This is a genomic window from Maribacter sp. PR1 (assembly GCF_028464145.1).
Classification (GTDB): domain Bacteria; phylum Bacteroidota; class Bacteroidia; order Flavobacteriales; family Flavobacteriaceae; genus Maribacter.
The window spans coordinates 409,655-425,271 of sequence record NZ_JAQPCG010000001.1; the positions used below are offsets into that span (position 1 = coordinate 409,655).

11 protein-coding genes are annotated in these 15,617 nt (G+C 39.2%); 2 read left to right on the top strand and 9 right to left on the bottom strand.

The genetic code is table 11. The features are described from left to right. Positions 1-11: 11 nt before the first annotated feature. The 9 genes from PP182_RS01825 to PP182_RS01865 all read right to left on the bottom strand — a co-directional run bounded on the left by PP182_RS01825 (position 12) and on the right by PP182_RS01865 (position 13,749). The gene (locus PP182_RS01825) at positions 12-2,513 is read right to left on the bottom strand and encodes a heavy metal translocating P-type ATPase (RefSeq protein ID WP_272649619.1); all 2,502 of its coding nucleotides are present in this window, start codon (positions 2,511-2,513) and stop codon (positions 12-14) included. A 2-nt stretch (positions 2,514-2,515) separates the two neighbouring features. Further along, the gene (locus tag PP182_RS01830) at positions 2,516-3,745 is read right to left on the bottom strand and encodes a permease (protein WP_272649620.1); all 1,230 of its coding nucleotides are present in this window, start codon (positions 3,743-3,745) and stop codon (positions 2,516-2,518) included. A 6-nt stretch (positions 3,746-3,751) separates the two neighbouring features. Then, positions 3,752-4,282, bottom strand: a complete 531-nt coding sequence (locus PP182_RS01835) for a DUF3347 domain-containing protein (RefSeq protein ID WP_272649621.1) — start codon at positions 4,280-4,282, stop codon at positions 3,752-3,754. A 2-nt stretch (positions 4,283-4,284) separates the two neighbouring features. Beyond that, positions 4,285-5,502 carry a TolC family protein gene (locus PP182_RS01840; RefSeq protein WP_272649622.1) on the bottom strand — a complete coding sequence of 406 codons (1,218 nt, stop codon included), beginning with the start codon at positions 5,500-5,502 and terminating at the stop codon, positions 4,285-4,287. Next, positions 5,499-9,284 (bottom strand): efflux RND transporter permease subunit, encoded by a 3,786-nt coding sequence (locus tag PP182_RS01845; protein WP_272649623.1) that lies wholly within the window; start codon positions 9,282-9,284, stop codon positions 5,499-5,501. Before PP182_RS01845 ends, PP182_RS01840 begins: the two co-directional genes overlap by 4 nt. Before the next feature lie 116 nt (positions 9,285-9,400). Next, the gene (locus PP182_RS01850; RefSeq protein WP_272649624.1) at positions 9,401-9,823 is read right to left on the bottom strand and encodes an HYC_CC_PP family protein; all 423 of its coding nucleotides are present in this window, start codon (positions 9,821-9,823) and stop codon (positions 9,401-9,403) included. Between the two features lie 296 nt (positions 9,824-10,119). Beyond that, positions 10,120-10,914, bottom strand: coding sequence for a hypothetical protein (locus PP182_RS01855; RefSeq protein WP_272649625.1), 795 nt, complete (start codon positions 10,912-10,914; stop codon positions 10,120-10,122). Positions 10,915-11,058: 144 nt separating this feature from the next. Then, entirely contained in the window at positions 11,059-11,790 is a 732-nt protein-coding gene (locus PP182_RS01860) for a LytR/AlgR family response regulator transcription factor (RefSeq protein WP_272649626.1), read from the bottom strand. Continuing rightward, positions 11,791-13,749 carry a tetratricopeptide repeat-containing sensor histidine kinase gene (locus PP182_RS01865; RefSeq protein WP_272649627.1) on the bottom strand — a complete coding sequence of 653 codons (1,959 nt, stop codon included), beginning with the start codon at positions 13,747-13,749 and terminating at the stop codon, positions 11,791-11,793. Between the two features lie 222 nt (positions 13,750-13,971). Here PP182_RS01865 and PP182_RS01870 point away from each other — a divergent pair, with 222 nt between their 5' ends. Both PP182_RS01870 and PP182_RS01875 read left to right on the top strand, forming a co-directional pair. Continuing rightward, positions 13,972-14,496 (top strand): ester cyclase, encoded by a 525-nt coding sequence (locus tag PP182_RS01870; protein WP_272649628.1) that lies wholly within the window; start codon positions 13,972-13,974, stop codon positions 14,494-14,496. Positions 14,497-14,652: 156 nt separating this feature from the next. Then, positions 14,653-15,549 carry a nuclear transport factor 2 family protein gene (locus PP182_RS01875; protein WP_272649629.1) on the top strand — a complete coding sequence of 299 codons (897 nt, stop codon included), beginning with the start codon at positions 14,653-14,655 and terminating at the stop codon, positions 15,547-15,549. Positions 15,550-15,617 lie beyond the last annotated feature (68 nt).

Sequence of the window (15,617 nt, forward strand, 5' to 3'; positions counted from 1 at the left end):
TGATTTTTTAGCTACACTTTAATTGCTCTTAACCGTAATGCATTACCTATTACCGAAACAGAACTAAAACTCATGGCCAAAGCGGCAATCATGGGCGAGAGTAATATTCCGAAGAATGGGAACAATACACCTGCTGCAATAGGCACACCTAGAGTGTTGTAGATAAGTGCAAAAAATAAATTTTGCTTGATGTTTTTCATAACTGACTCACTTAAATTGCGAGCTTTTACAATGCCGTGTAAATCACCTTTTACAAGCGTAATCATCGCGCTTTCAATAGCAACATCAGTTCCTGTTCCCATAGCTATACCAACATCGCTTTTAGCCAATGCTGGTGCATCATTGACACCATCACCTGCCATAGCAACTACTTTACCATTTTCTTGTAATTTTTCTACTTCCTTTAGTTTGTTCTCTGGTAACATACTGGCTTTAAAATCTGCCAGTTTTAATTCTGATGCTACCGCTTGCGCTGTATCGTGATTATCACCTGTAAGCATAATAACATCAATGCCTTTATCCTGGAGCTCTTTAATAGCTTTGGCACTTGTTTCTTTTATCTTATCACCAATAACAACATAACCAACTACATTTTCATCTATTACTAAAAATGAAACTGTTTTACCTTGCTTTTGGTAAGTTTTAGCTTTTTCTTTCATTTCAGATGTAATGTCTGCTTTCGCATATTCCATCATTTTAGGATTACCCAATGCTACATTTTTATCCCCTATTTTGGCTTGAACACCTTTGCCTGTGATTGCACAAAAATCTTCAGATTTTAATAGTTCCGTATTCTGTTCTTTCCCATATTTTACAGTAGCTTCTGCTAAAGGATGTTCGCTATTGGTGTTCAATGAAACGATGTATTGAAGCACCTCTTTTTCATTTAAGGTATCTCCAAAAACACCTATCGTTTCTAAGGTTGGTTTCCCTTCTGTAATGGTTCCCGTTTTATCTATTATTAAGGTATTTACCTTATTCATTCTTTCAAGTGCTTCCGCATTTTTAATCAGCACGCCATTTTGAGCACCTTTACCCACACCAACCATTACGGACATTGGTGTTGCCAAACCTAATGCACACGGACACGCAATGATTAATACCGCAATTGCATTGACCAACGCATACACATAAACGGGTTCTGGGCCCCAAATGACCCAAACTGTAAAGGTTATTAAAGAGATAATGACTACAACAGGTACAAAATAACCTGATATTTTATCTGCTAGATTTTGAATTGGGGCACGACTTCTACTTGCATCATTAACCATGCTAATAATTTGTGAGAGTAGAGTATCCGAACCCACTTTATCTGCCCTCATTAAAAACGATTGGTTACCGTTTATAGTACCACTGCTCACTTTATCGCTCACTGATTTTTGTACAGGAAGTGGCTCCCCTGTTATCATGGATTCGTCCACAGAGGTCCCTCCTTCGGTTATCGTACCATCCACCGGAATCTTCTCCCCAGGTTTCACCTTAAGGATATCATTGATTTCAATGGTGTCGATGGCTACCTGCTTTTCCTGTCCATCTACTATTTTTATAGCTTTATTAGGTGCTAACTTCAATAATTCTTTTACGGCTGAATTGGTTTTGCTATGGGCGCGAGCTTCCAAAACCTGCCCCATGAGGACTAGTGTCAAAATGACCGTTGCCGATTCAAAATAAACGTGTACTGCACCTGATTCGGTTTTAAATTGTTCAGGAAACATATCTGGAAATAGCATCCCAATCACGCTAAAAACCCACGCTACACCAGCACCAATACCAATGAGTGTAAACATATTAAGATTCCACGTTTTGATACTTTTGTAAGCACGTTCAAAGAACATCCAAGTGGCATAAAAAACTACTGGAATGGATAAAGCAAACTGAATCCAGTTCCAATATTTCTGTTCCATTATCTCGTATAACGGATTGTTGTTGAGCATTTCGCTCATTGCAATTAAGAAAATTGGCAAGGTGAGTACTATGGCAATCCAAAACTTCTTTAATAGTTTCTTATAGGTCTTTTCTTCTGCTGAAAGGTCAGGTTGCATTGGTACTAAATCCATCCCACAAATTGGGCACGAACCTGATTCGTCTTTCACAATTTCTGGATGCATCGGACACGTCCATTTTTCTGCTGTTGACGTGGATAGATTTTGTTCTTCCACCAAATCCATTCCGCAGACAGGACAATCGCCTGGTGCGTCATAGGTTTTATCGCCTTCGCAATGCATAGGACAATAAAATGTGCCTGTGCCTTTTCCTTTTGGTTTCTTTTTCTTTTTATCTTCTGAATGCTGATGACGTTCACCTTGTTTATGAATGCTATAGCTGCCACCATCCTTTCTTAAGGCTTCTTGAAATGTTTCAAGGGGAATATGTGAAACCATTTCTATGGTAGCTTCAGAATTTTCCAAATGAACTGTTGCTTTTGAAACACCTTCTACTTTAGAGAGCGTTTCCTCAACGTGACTGCGACATCCATTGCAGGTCATTCCGTGTATGTTATAGGTGTGTTTCATAGTTAGAGTATTAAAAATTTTACAACCAATCCACCTGCTAACCAAGCATAGCAAAAAAAAGCTAAATACTTTAAGACTTTTTCAAGTAATGGACTTTTTGGTGCCATTTCGCTCATAGAATGCTCCACATCTTTTTTCTTGAAAAATCCCAAATAAATGAGATAGCCAGAAATAGCCAAGAAGGCAAGATTTAAAAAGAATGTATAATCGATTTTAAAATATTCGCTATCCTGAATTTTTACTTGAGAAGGATTAGGTAAAATACTAAATAGGTCAAACGTATAATGCAATGCCAGTGAAGTACCTATTAACGCCGTAAACAATAAGAAAAGAATAAAGAGTGACATTTTCCAGCCATAATATTTTGCATTAATACGTAGCACAGGAAATACTACTAAATCGCTAAAAATAAAGGCCATTACCCCGGCAAAACTTACCCCCTTTCCAAACAATAAAGCTGCCAATGGAATATTTCCCATAGAACCGATAAACGTTAAAAATGCCGCAACTGGTCCAACGATTATGTGTTCTAAAATTTCAAAAAAAGTAAAATCCGTATTGCCTTGACCACTATTGATAAACAAGGTCTGAAAAAAAGCATCAGGAACAAATGCGGCCACAATGCCCGCTATGGTAAAGCCGACCGTCACATCCTTCCAAACCATCTGCCATTCCATTTTATATTTTTTACCGACCCTCGCCCAACTATCTTCCTTCTTAATCTGTTTTTTCCAATCCTTGGAATCGTCCATGGAACCACCATCATCCTGACTATCCAAGTTTTTTCGTGCAGCCTCAATAAGTTTTTTTGGATTGATTACCCTAATAAGAATCCAACAAATACCTATCAACAATAGCCCACCAACATATTCGCCAACCACGAACTGCCATCCCAAGAAAATAGAAATAATAATTCCCAGCTCAATGACCAAGTTCGTAGATGCCAATAAAAAAGCAATGGAAGACACAAAACTTGCCCCTTTTTTAAACAATGACTTAGCACTTGCCAAAGCCGCAAAGCTACACGAACTACTAATCAAACCAAAGAATGTTCCCAAGAGTACACTTTTGGACTCCTCTTTCCCCATCGTTTTCTGCATTCGCTTTTCAGTCACAAAAATCTGTATCATACTACTTATGACATAGCCCAAAATAAAGGCCCAAAGCGCCATCCAGAAAAATCCGGTAGTCGTGTAAGCCGCTTCACCCCATTGTTTTAAAAAGCTGCTCATTTTAATCTATTTTATGGTTTCGGTAACCTTTCCACAGGTCAACATTTTATTTCCAAAATAAGGGTTCCTTATTTCTGATGCGTCCGATATCCAATACCCTCCTTTTCCTTCGAAGGCCATTGGACAAAATTGCTTATACATTTCCCCGCTTTCTATGGTTCCTTTAAATAAGGGTTCTACTTTTTGAGATATTTCGGAAAACAATTCGCGTTGTTTTTCGACATCTTCGGCTTGTGAAAGTTCTTCAGTCAAAAAGCTAATTTCTTTCTGATTTTCACCTAAGTTCATTTTCATTTCTTCAGCTGCGATTTTTGCCTTTTCTTTTGCAGTCGCTACCAAGGCTTTCCTTAATTTTTGATAGTCCTTAAATAAGGCGCTTGATGATTCATCCTTGAAAGTTACCCCAGCCATTTGTTGGGTTTGATTTTCTACTTTAGCCTCAGCACTTGAAGATTCAGTAGTGGCTTTCTTCCCGTCCTTACATGCAAGTGAGCATATTGCTATAATGGCCAAAAATGGCGTTTTTACTCTTTTCATAGTTATTGAATTAAATAATTAATTATTGCACTTTGTTTATAATAAGACTTCACAGCTTCTATCTGATTTACCTGAAATTTTAGCTGTAATTCCTGGATGTCCAAAACATCATTAAAATCTATAGTTCCCGTTTCATAGTTTTTAATCAGTATTTCCTCTGCGTCCTGAGCCCGCAATAGGTTCCTTTCTAAGGTCTCATAGGCAATACGGGCCTGGTTTCTTTGAGAAACAGCTCTTGCCAAAGTAGTTTCCAAAACGTTTAACCGTTGCTGTTTTTGAGTTTGAAGTTCTTTTTGGCGTAGTTCATTTTGCTTGGACACCGATTTAAAGGATGTATTGAACAAGGGAATGGATAGGGAAACCATGGGCATAACGATATCCTTGCCATTATCGCTGAAATCCATATTGGGTCGCTCGGAAACTGCAATATAATCCAACCCCACCCCAAAACTCGGGGCACTCTGTTTTTGATTCAACAGTTCCGATTTTGAAACCGACTCGTACAACCGATCATATTTCAAGAGTTCAGGGTTTAACTCGAGTGGCTCGCCCGAAAAAATACTATCCCCTTCGGGCAATTCCAATTGCGAAACCACACTTACGGAGCGGTTTTGTTTTTGATTTCTTAGGTTATTAAAATTAGCTCTTTCCCCTAAAAATTCTTGCTCTAGAACATCAATTTGTTGTTGCAATTCGTTTTGTCGAATCTGTAGCTTCAAAATATCGACTGCTGATGCCTTTCCCACTTCAACTGAGGTTAGGGCCAACTTTTCATAGGTATCCAACAATTGAATGTTTTCTTCCAAAACGCGTGTCTTGGCTTTAACCGCGAATAATTCATAATAAGATTGTGCTACGGACAGGCTCAACTTTCTTTTGGCAATGACCAAATCCAAATAATCAGTTTCCGCAATAGAGCTTGCATAGCTTTCCCTAGCCATAATCGTTCCAAACCAAGGAAGCATCTGTGCCACGGAAAGACGGGTACGCTGGGCCCCAGTGCGGGTTTCCGGTTCACTTACGAAATAACCGGCACTAATAGAAGTATTGGGCAAACTCTGAGCTTCCCCCACTTTTTCCTTGGAAATATGATAACGTAGCTCATAGGCCTGTATCTTTGGATTGTTTGCTACTGCCTCTTCCAAATAGGATTCCAGACTTTGCGCATTCAGGTTATATCCGAACAGTATTAGAAATATAATAACAGGTATTGTTCTCATTTGTTAGCTCGTTTTAATTGATATTCTTTTTGCCAACTGTACAGCACAGGCACTAAAAAATAAGAGGTTATATCTATAACCATTCCCCCAAAAATGGGTATAGCCATGGGAATCATAATATCGCTTCCCTTGCCAGTAGAGGTCATGACGGGCAACAAAGCCAAAATAGTGGTGACCGTGGTCATTAAACAAGGCCGAATTCGTTTATTGGCCGCTTCTAAGGCTGCTGAGCGAATCTCCTTTACATTGCCGGGATTTTCCCTATCAAAAGTCTGAGTCAAGTAGGTAGCCATGACCACCCCATCATCTGTTGCAATTCCGAACAGGGCAATGAAACCGACCCAAACGGCAACGCTCAAATTGATGGTCTTCATGTTAAATAAATCCCGAAGGTTTTCACCGAACAGGCTGAAATTCAAGAACCAATCCTGTCCGTAGAGCCAAATCATGATGAATCCACCTGCAAAGGCTACGCCAATACCGGTATACACCATTAAAGATGTAGTGACCGATCTAAATTGAAAGTACAGTATTAGAAAAATGACCAACAAGGCTAGAGGAACTACAAATGACAAGGTCTTTTCCGCCCTTAATTGGTTTTCGTAAGTACCCGTAAACCTATAGCTTATACCACTAGGTACCGTTAACTCATCATTATCAATTTTTTCCTGTATCAAAGCCTGGGCGTTTTCAACGACATCCACTTCCGCAAAACCTTCCAGCTTATCAAACAGCACATATCCTACCAAAAAGGTATCCTCACTTTTTATGACCTGAGGTCCTTTTTCATATCGGATGTCTACTAATTCACCAAGCGGTACCGGACTTCCATTTTCTACGGGAACATAAATGTTTTTTAGGTCTGTAGGGTTGTCCCTAAGCTCTCTAGGATACCTGACCCTAACTGCATATCTTTCTCTACCCTCTACCGTTTTCGTCAAGGGCATACCGCCTATTGCGACTTCAAGTATATTCTGAACATCCATAATAGAAATACCATAGCGTGCCAACTGTTCCCTTTTAATATCGATAAGCAAGTAGGGCTTGCCAATAATGCGGTCTGCAAATACAGCCTGTTCCTTTACTCCCTCTGCCTGTTTTAGAATATTTTCCAGTTGTAAACCAAACGCTTCTATCTGCTCAAGATCTTGACCCTTCACCTTGATGCCCATGGGTGCGCGCATACCGGTCTGTAACATGACCAACCTAGTTTCTATGGGCTGAAGTTTAGGTGCCGAGGTTACACCGGGCAATCTCGTTGCGGAGACGATTTCATTCCAAATATCCTCCGGACTTTTTACTTCTGGTCGCCAATTTCTAAAGTATTCTCCGTTTCCATCAGGAATTAATTCATCATGTGTAATCGTTTCCTGTAGCTCCACCTCACCGTAATTGGAATTAATCTCATCGAGGTGGTTTGGATTGATGTGAAACTTACCATTGTTCAACATGAAGAGACCATCTTCATTTACTTTGTATCGTTGCCGCTCACCCTTCGAATTTCGCATGAATTCAGACTTATACTGAATTATATTTTCGTACATGGAAAGTGGAGCTGGGTCAAGCGCAGATTCGGTCCTTCCCGCTTTTCCTACAACTGTTTCAATTTCTGGAATATTGGCTACCGCCATATCCAATTGTTGTAAAACTCGTTTATTTTCTGCTACTCCCGCATGCGGTAGCGAAGTGGGCATCAATAAAAAGGAACCTTCATTTAGGGTCGGCATAAACTCCTTTCCTGTATTTCTCATTACCCATATACCCAAAACCAGTACGGTTGTCGGTATCAAAATAAACAGCCCTTTGTTTTCCAAGGCCCATTGCAAGATTTTGGCGTAGTAACTCTTAAATAATGAGAAAACTCCTAAAAGACCAAAGCAAATAATTGCGACGAAAATGAAATTTATGACCAATCCCCTATCAAAGCCCAAGGGCCTCCAATATTCCGCAAGAAGAATAACAATAGCCAAAACGGAAATACCAATGTTAGCTAATTTTTTAGAAACAGAAACTTGATATCCATTTATGGAAAATTTGAAAGTTTCTGTAGCCTTAAAACCAAACCACAATCCCAAGAATCCGAAGGCGACCAAGGCCAAGCCCAACCAAAAACCAAAAATGATGGCCAAAACCCCTAAAACTATAAGTACATAGTCCCAAACTTTGCGGAATGGCAATTGTCTTTTTGATCTTTTAAAAAGGAATGCAGCAAAGGGAGGAATCAAAAACAAGGCTATAATCAGAGAAGCGGATAAAGCCATGGTTTTGGTAAAGGCCAAGGGCCGAAACAATTTACCTTCCGCACCTATCATGGTAAAAACAGGGATAAAACTTATAATGGTCGTCAACACCGCGGTAAGGATAGCTCCCGAAACTTCCGAAGTTGCATTGTAGACGATTTCATTCGTTGTGAGGTGACTCCCATCTTCCCGAATTCTTAGCTTTTCATCCTCCAAGTGCCGTATCATATTTTCTGCTAATATGACCCCAACATCGACCATGGTTCCTATAGCAATGGCAATACCGGACAATGCTACTATATTGGCATCCACATGAAATAATTTCATGGTAATAAAAACCATAAGAATGGCCACGGGTAGCAGTGCGGATATAAGCAGCGATGCCCTTAAGTTAAAAACCATAACGATAATCACCAAAATGGTAATGAGCACTTCTAAGGTCAATGCTTCGTTTAAAGTTCCCAAGGTTTCCTGAATCAATTCCGTACGATCATAGAAAGGAACAATGGTCAATTGAGAGGTACGCCCGTCAGCTAGAAGTTTAGACGGTAGTCCGCCACTCAATTCCTTGATTTTTTCCTTCACATTGGTTATCACCTCCAAAGGGTTTGCGCCATATCTGGCCACAACAACTCCGCCTACGACCTCTGCGCCCTCCTTGTCCAATATTCCCCTTCGGCTTGCGGGTCCTAAATGTACCCTCGCAATGTCCTTGATACGAATGGATGTAAAGTCTTCGGATGCAACTACAGCATTTTCAATATCCTCTAGGGATTTTATATATCCCAGTCCCCGAATTAGATATTCGACCTGGTTCATTTCCAAAGTTTGAGCTCCTAAATCTTGATTGCTTTGCTTTACGGCCTTCACAACATCTGTAAGTCCAATTCCATACTGTCGCATCAACTCCGGGTCAACATCTACTTGGTATTCCTGGACAAATCCACCTATAGAGGCCACTTCGGAAACCCCGCCTGCAGCCGACAATCCATATTTTACATAGTAATCCTGTATGCTTCGTAGTTCCTGTAAATCCCATCCGCCGGTAACGTTGCCTTCTTTGTCCCTGCCTTCCAATGTATACCAGAATATCTGTCCAAGTCCGGTAGCATCTGGACCTAATGTTGGAGTTACCCCTTCCGGCAACAATCCGTTTGGTAGCGAATTGAGCTTTTCTAGAATTCTACTGCGGGACCAATAGAATTCTACATCCTCCTCAAAAATGATATAGATACTGGAAAAACCGAACATAGACGAACTGCGTACAGTTCTCACACCCGGAATTCCCAATAAGCTACTGGTAAGGGGATAAGTAATCTGGTCCTCTATATCCTGTGGAGAGCGACCTTCCCATTTAGTAAAAACAATCTGTTGGTTTTCACCAATATTCGGAATGGCATCTACCGCAACCGGATCAGTTGGCAAAATGCCCGTATTCCAATTAAACGGTGCGTTCACTATACCCCATCCTACTAATAGGAGAAGAATAAGTACCGCAATCAGTTTATTTTCTATTAGATATTTTATGCCTTTATTCAGCATATAAATTGAAGATTAGACCGTTAAACAATTTTCCGTTTTGAAATAGCATAAAAAAACGCATAACAAAACGTGCCCAGAAACCATTGGCTACCAGGTAGAGTATTAATGTCTAAAAATCAAAGTAAAAAGGTCTGATCCAGAATTTGAATATCCCGAATCAAGGGGGGTGGTGAGTAATCCTTGAAGCCTAAATTTACTTTATGCCTGCTCTCAAATAAATCAGCATAAGTATATACAAAAGAGACGACAAAAAACTGTTGATCAAAAGATAACCGGTCGAAGGAAGCTTGTAAATCGTCCTGACCCATAACAGATAGTTCTACATCGGAACAGCAATCCATTTTCATTTCCGTCACTGAGCAATTACTGGAGGATTGCGTCATTTCCGACTGCATCATACAGCTTTCGACATTGCCCGACAAACTAAAATCCATAAGATGATCACCACAATAATGCATGCCCACCGAGAACGATGTCGTGGTGAACAGCACCAAAAATGCCATGGAAATGGATATTATTTTTCGAGACAATTGCTTCATTTAAATACAAAAGTATGAAAATATTGACTTGATTTTGTTTTTGATTGCCAAATCATATCTAAATTACTTAACGTTCATTATCTCAAGATATTTGATTTTCAGCTCCTTGACATTAGTGAATATTTTGGTATAATCTAAAAGTAGGGTAACAGAAAATCCATATTCCCATATGGTAATACAAAAGAAAAAAGGGGGAAATAAAGAATAGAAAGTCGAATACCTACAGCTTCAACAACCGTAGGTATGTTAAGTAGATAATTGCAATGGACACTACCATTATATTCTTTAGCAATGAATTATCGCGCCATTCTAATTAATTCGGCCATATACACGTATTTCATATCTCTAGCTGCAATACCCTCTTGCATCAATTTGGTATTGGCGGGCGTTGCCCCCTCTTCATAGTTAATATTTTGGTTAAGGGCTTGCTTATAATCCTTGAACATGCTCACTGTCATATGGGAAGCATAAGTATCACTTCCTATTGGATTGATAAACCTAATTAGTCCCCAGCTATTCTTATCACCCGCATCTACGGATTTTTGATGTAGGGGTTGAAACACTTCTGCCTCAGCCTTTTCATAAGTGCCATAACTCATTAAGTCCACTTTCATCATATCAATTTCCGCTATTGTCCCTAAAACCATTTCTGCAGCTGAAGTCCCTGTAGTGGTTAGAATTTCCTCTGCATAAATTCTTACCGCCAAATCCCTGGTTTTGGCAGAACTATTTAACTTATTCATCAAATCGGACCCTGACATATTAGGATAGGCTGCTTTTGCGCGGTCCATTAAATTGGACCAACTACTACCATCCATCATCTTTACGGGATCACTATATAGTGAAACCGTAACATACTGAAAATCTTGCATTTCCCCTCCTGGACTAAGTGCCCATAAATCCCATCCAAGAATATCTCCTCCTTTTACACGCTGCTCTTGGATTTTTTGCCAGAATTCCTCTACTTCTGAATATGCGGTTTCCTGCTCATTATCTACTTTCATGAATTCAAAAACTAGATACAATTTTTCTTGTGCATTGGCCATTCCGCAGAATAACATCAATACCACAATTAGCATTACTTTTTTCATGTTCTTTAATTTATTGGTTGAATTGGATCTAGTTCTTCCAGACCTCAGCTAAGAGTAACCTATTTTGTAAAATAAAGATTTTAAAACAGGACGAACGAGTGCTATTTGTGTCCGAGGTAACGCTTTAAATTATCAAATACCGGATCAAATTGTATGTATACGGGACATTAAAAATTCCTTATGGGATTTACTCAGTGGAATTACCTTGCGGCCAATTTCTAAATGATGGTCCGTCACTACATCCACCTTTGAAATATTGATTACATAAGATCTATGGACTCGGATAAAGCTTGACAAAGGAAGTTCTTCTTCCATTGTTTTTAAGGTACTGGCAAGAACGTGTTTGCACTTTTCAGTAACCAATGTACAATAGTTACGGTCCGCCTCTATATAGAGGATATCGTTCAAAAGCAATTTACTCATCTTGCCATTACACCGAATAAAAATACGGTCCTCCATAAACTGGATTTCATTCAAAGGTTTTTGATACCCCTCCCTTTCCTCAAGTTGCTCCACTGCCAGAGCAATAGTTCTTTGTAAATCCAATCTATTAAAGGGTTTCGAAACAAAAGCAAATGGGTGGGTTTTCCGGGCTCTGGTAAAAGTAACCTCATCGCTATTGGCCGTTAAATAAATGATGGGAATATTATGATTTTCCTGTATTAAAGCAACGGTCTCTATACCATTAAGTTTTCCTTTCAGGTTAATGTCCATTAAAATGATGTCCGGAGAGTTTGCATTGGTATGCATTATTGCCTCCTCGCCCCTAGATTCAATTCCTGTTACTTCATAGCCCAAGGTGGATAATTGTAAGGATAAATTGGCTCCTATAATCATATCATCCTCAACTATCAATATTCGAGTTTTCTTTTCCATCTAGGCCGCTTTTTTCAGTTGGAATTCAAAAGAGACCGCAGTTCCATTTTGTACCTTCAAATTCATTTTTCCATCTAACTGCTTCGTCAATAATTCTATGAGTTGGGTTCCAAAACCTAGGTCTTCATTTCCAACATCAGTTAACCTACCTATACCATTATCCGCCACTTTAAGATGTAGCGAAGAATCAACTTTTCTTAAGGTTATTATTATTTCTCCGATTCCGTCCTTGGGAAAAGCGTACTTCATCGAATTCGTTAATAATTCATTGACTATTAACCCTATTGGAATCGCAAAATCTATATCCAATTCAAGTTCATCCATAAGACAAACCACAGAAATTCTTTCTTTGGCTCCGAATGAGTCGATAATATAATTGCCTAAATTGATAAAATAATCTTTCATTTCTACTGCCTCCAAACTCTTTCCTTGATAGAGTTTTTGATGAATCATGCTCATGCTCTGTACCCTTTGCTGACTTTTTTGCATAGCTTCTGCAATATTAGGATCGTACATTTGTGCAGCTTGAAGCGATAAAAGACTAGAGACAATTTCAAGATTGTTCTTGACGCGATGATGAATCTCTTTCAATAAAAATTCTTTCTCATTGTTTTGCTTTTGTAACAACCTATTTTTCTTAGCATTGCTACTAACAGCTTTATACAAAAGTATAAGGTAGAGTACCAAAAGGAAAAATAGAATATACGTCAGTGTCTGAATGGTTTTTTGTTTTTTTAATTGGCTCTGCTGTTCCACGATCATACTTTCCTTTTCGGCAACCTTGAATTCTGTTTCTAGTAATGAGATATGCTGATCGGCCTGTTCAGTGAACACTGCACTTTTATAACTATCATATTCCGAAAAAGCCTGATAAGCCTCTTGGTACTGATGATTCCCGGCAAATGCCTTACCTAGCTCACCATAGGCTTGGCTGAGATGGAAGGTGTCGCCAAAATCGATAGTGGCCACCGCAATGCACTTTTTTAGGCTTTCCACGGCTAAATCATACTTCCCTTCCATGTTCTGAAGTTTTCCCATGGAAAGCCAACTGCGCATGACCATATAATTATTGCTCAATAATTCAGCATATTTTAGGGCGTTCTCCCCAGCCTCTGTGGCCTTTTCAAAATCATTTTGGTAGGCATAGAGCTCTAGTTGCAACATATAGATGTCGCTCAAATTATTATAAAAGCCATAACGTTCTCCAATAACAATGGCATGCTGAAAATAGTCCATGGCCTTATCATATTCCTTCAATCCCAAATAATTATTGCCAACTACAAACAAGGTAAAATCATAATCGAGGTCATTGATACCTCTTTCCTCAAAGGTCTCCAGGGACCTAAGGCCATATTCTAGACCAGCCTTGAATTTTGATTGTTTCCAAAACAGATTACTCAAGTCACTATAGGCCATAGCAATGGCCCAATTATCATTAAGTTTTCTACCCAATTCAAGGGTTTCCATGGCAAAATCAGCTGCTATATCCAATTGACCACGTCTTTCATAAACATAACCCAACTGCGTATTAAGTAGGGGTAGGTCTTTCTTTAGTACTTTAGACCTTGCGCTTTCAAGGACAAATTCGGCACTATCCAGTTTTTCCATTCGCAATAGAATGGCTCCTTTTGTAATTTGAAACCGGCCTTCCCATAGTGCATTTTTACTTTCAGTTGTAAGTTGTAGTCCCATATCGGCAAAATCTTTTGCCTTGACCAAATTGCGCGTATGCCAGTAATAGGCCAAATCATTAAGCATGGAGAATTTTAAAGCGTCTTGATTTGCCTTGGTATAGGATTCCTCTAGAACATCCAAATAGGAAGCGCCAAAATTGTCTGTTTCCACAAAGACCTTTTTGTAAGGTTTTTCGCGGTCAAAGTCAACAATCTGGGCAAGGGCAATACCGCAATCCAAAAAGGAAAGGAAACAAATACAGATGGCCTTAAAATAACTGCGCATACTGTGTATTGGTTTTAAAGAAAGGGGCGGTTGCCCTTGGAAGGTACAAATTTTATCTACAATAGCTACTCGATAAGTAATAATGATGCTTCGGACAAGAAAAACATGTGTTCGTCCTCATTGATTTCAACAACGAGTTAAAATTGACTTTTTTAACGTGTTCCTATATGACAACCATGTTCTCATTGAAACAATAAAGAAACTAGTATAAATATGATTTTCATGAAAACCACCGTCCTTGGCCCAATTCTTTTGCTTCTTTTGATGGTCTACTGTGGTACGGATACAAAGCAACAGGTTAAAAATGCGAATGAAACTAAATTGAGATATACCGCATCGTTTGACAGCTACGTTCATTCGGTCTGGAACAACCAAAATATGGATAGCCTAAAAATAATTGCTGTAGAAAAATTTACCCGGAAAATGAACGGTTCTGTTGTGGCAACCAATCAACAAGAAGTTGCGGCCCAAATGAACATTTATTTCACAGGTTTCCCCAATACAAGAATAGTTGTAGAAGACCAAATTTTCCAGGACAATAGATTGTCCGTCAACTGGACTTTTACAGGTACCCATACAGGAACATTTAAAGAAGTAACTGCCACTGGGAAAAAGGTACATGTTAGTGGCCATTCCACATTCAAATTCAACGAGAATGGTAAAATATTGGAAGAAGATGCTTACTTCAACGAGCTGGAGCTCCTACAACAACTCGGATACACTTTAAACGAACCTATAATGAATTAAAAAATAAAACAGGCAGGTGGAGTATTCGAGGAAATTTTGAAAATGCATCAAGAATAACGGTTGGTATCTTGGGTTATTGTCATATGTGTTTTCAATCTTAAACTGCCTGTTTTTAATATAAACAAACCTAATTAAGAATCATCTAAAAACTAAATCATGAAAAAAACATTCGTTTTGGCAATCACAATCTTATCGCTTGTTGCTTGCAAGCAAGAACAGCGCTACACCCAGAATTCACCTGAGATTGACACCTTCAAATCAGTCATTAAAAGCTATAATGACCAAGATTGGGATGCCATGCTAGTCCATTATGCCGATACGGCAAAGACCTACAATAACAGCTCGGACATTGGTCTTACGCTTTCTGAAATGGTAGACTACCATAAAGAAAGCCTAAACAACCTATCGGCACGCGGTTTTTTGGAAAAAGAACAGGAATATGAAATGGTCGTGACCGATAAAGGCGATACATGGGTCAACTTTTGGGGGGACTGGGAAGGAACGCTTAAAGCCAACAACAAGAAAATAAAGATTCCCATTCATTTAACCGCACAGTTCAAGGATGGGAAAATAGTTCGTACCAGCGGAAACTGGGACAATGCCCCTATGGTTTTGGCATTACAGGAAATTGAAGCTATGAACAACCTTTTACCAGAAGAAAACAGGGCGATTGTCAACAATATGTATCAATCTTTTTCACAAGGAGATGTTCCGGCAGTACTCGCTTCCTTAGATCCCAATGTGGTATGGATGGAAGCCGAAGGAAATGCCTATGCGGATAGAAACCCTTATAAAGGTCCCGATGCTGTATTAGAAGGAGTATTCTCGAGGATTGGGGAAGACTATGAATCCTTCACACTCGAAAATATCAAATTGCATGAAATGGCCGACGACAAAGTATTAGCCACCCTCCGATACAACGGCAAGCTAAAAGGAAATGGAGCCACAATTGATGCCCAGGCGGCCCATTTATGGACGTTGAGTGATGGTAAGGTCATTGCTTTTCAGCAGTATGTAGACACAAAACAGCTCGATGAAGCTTTAAATAAATAGAATTAACAAAGAAGATAAATTTCTTTTGGTAGTAGTCTCTACCAATTATGAATTACAGGTAATGAAAT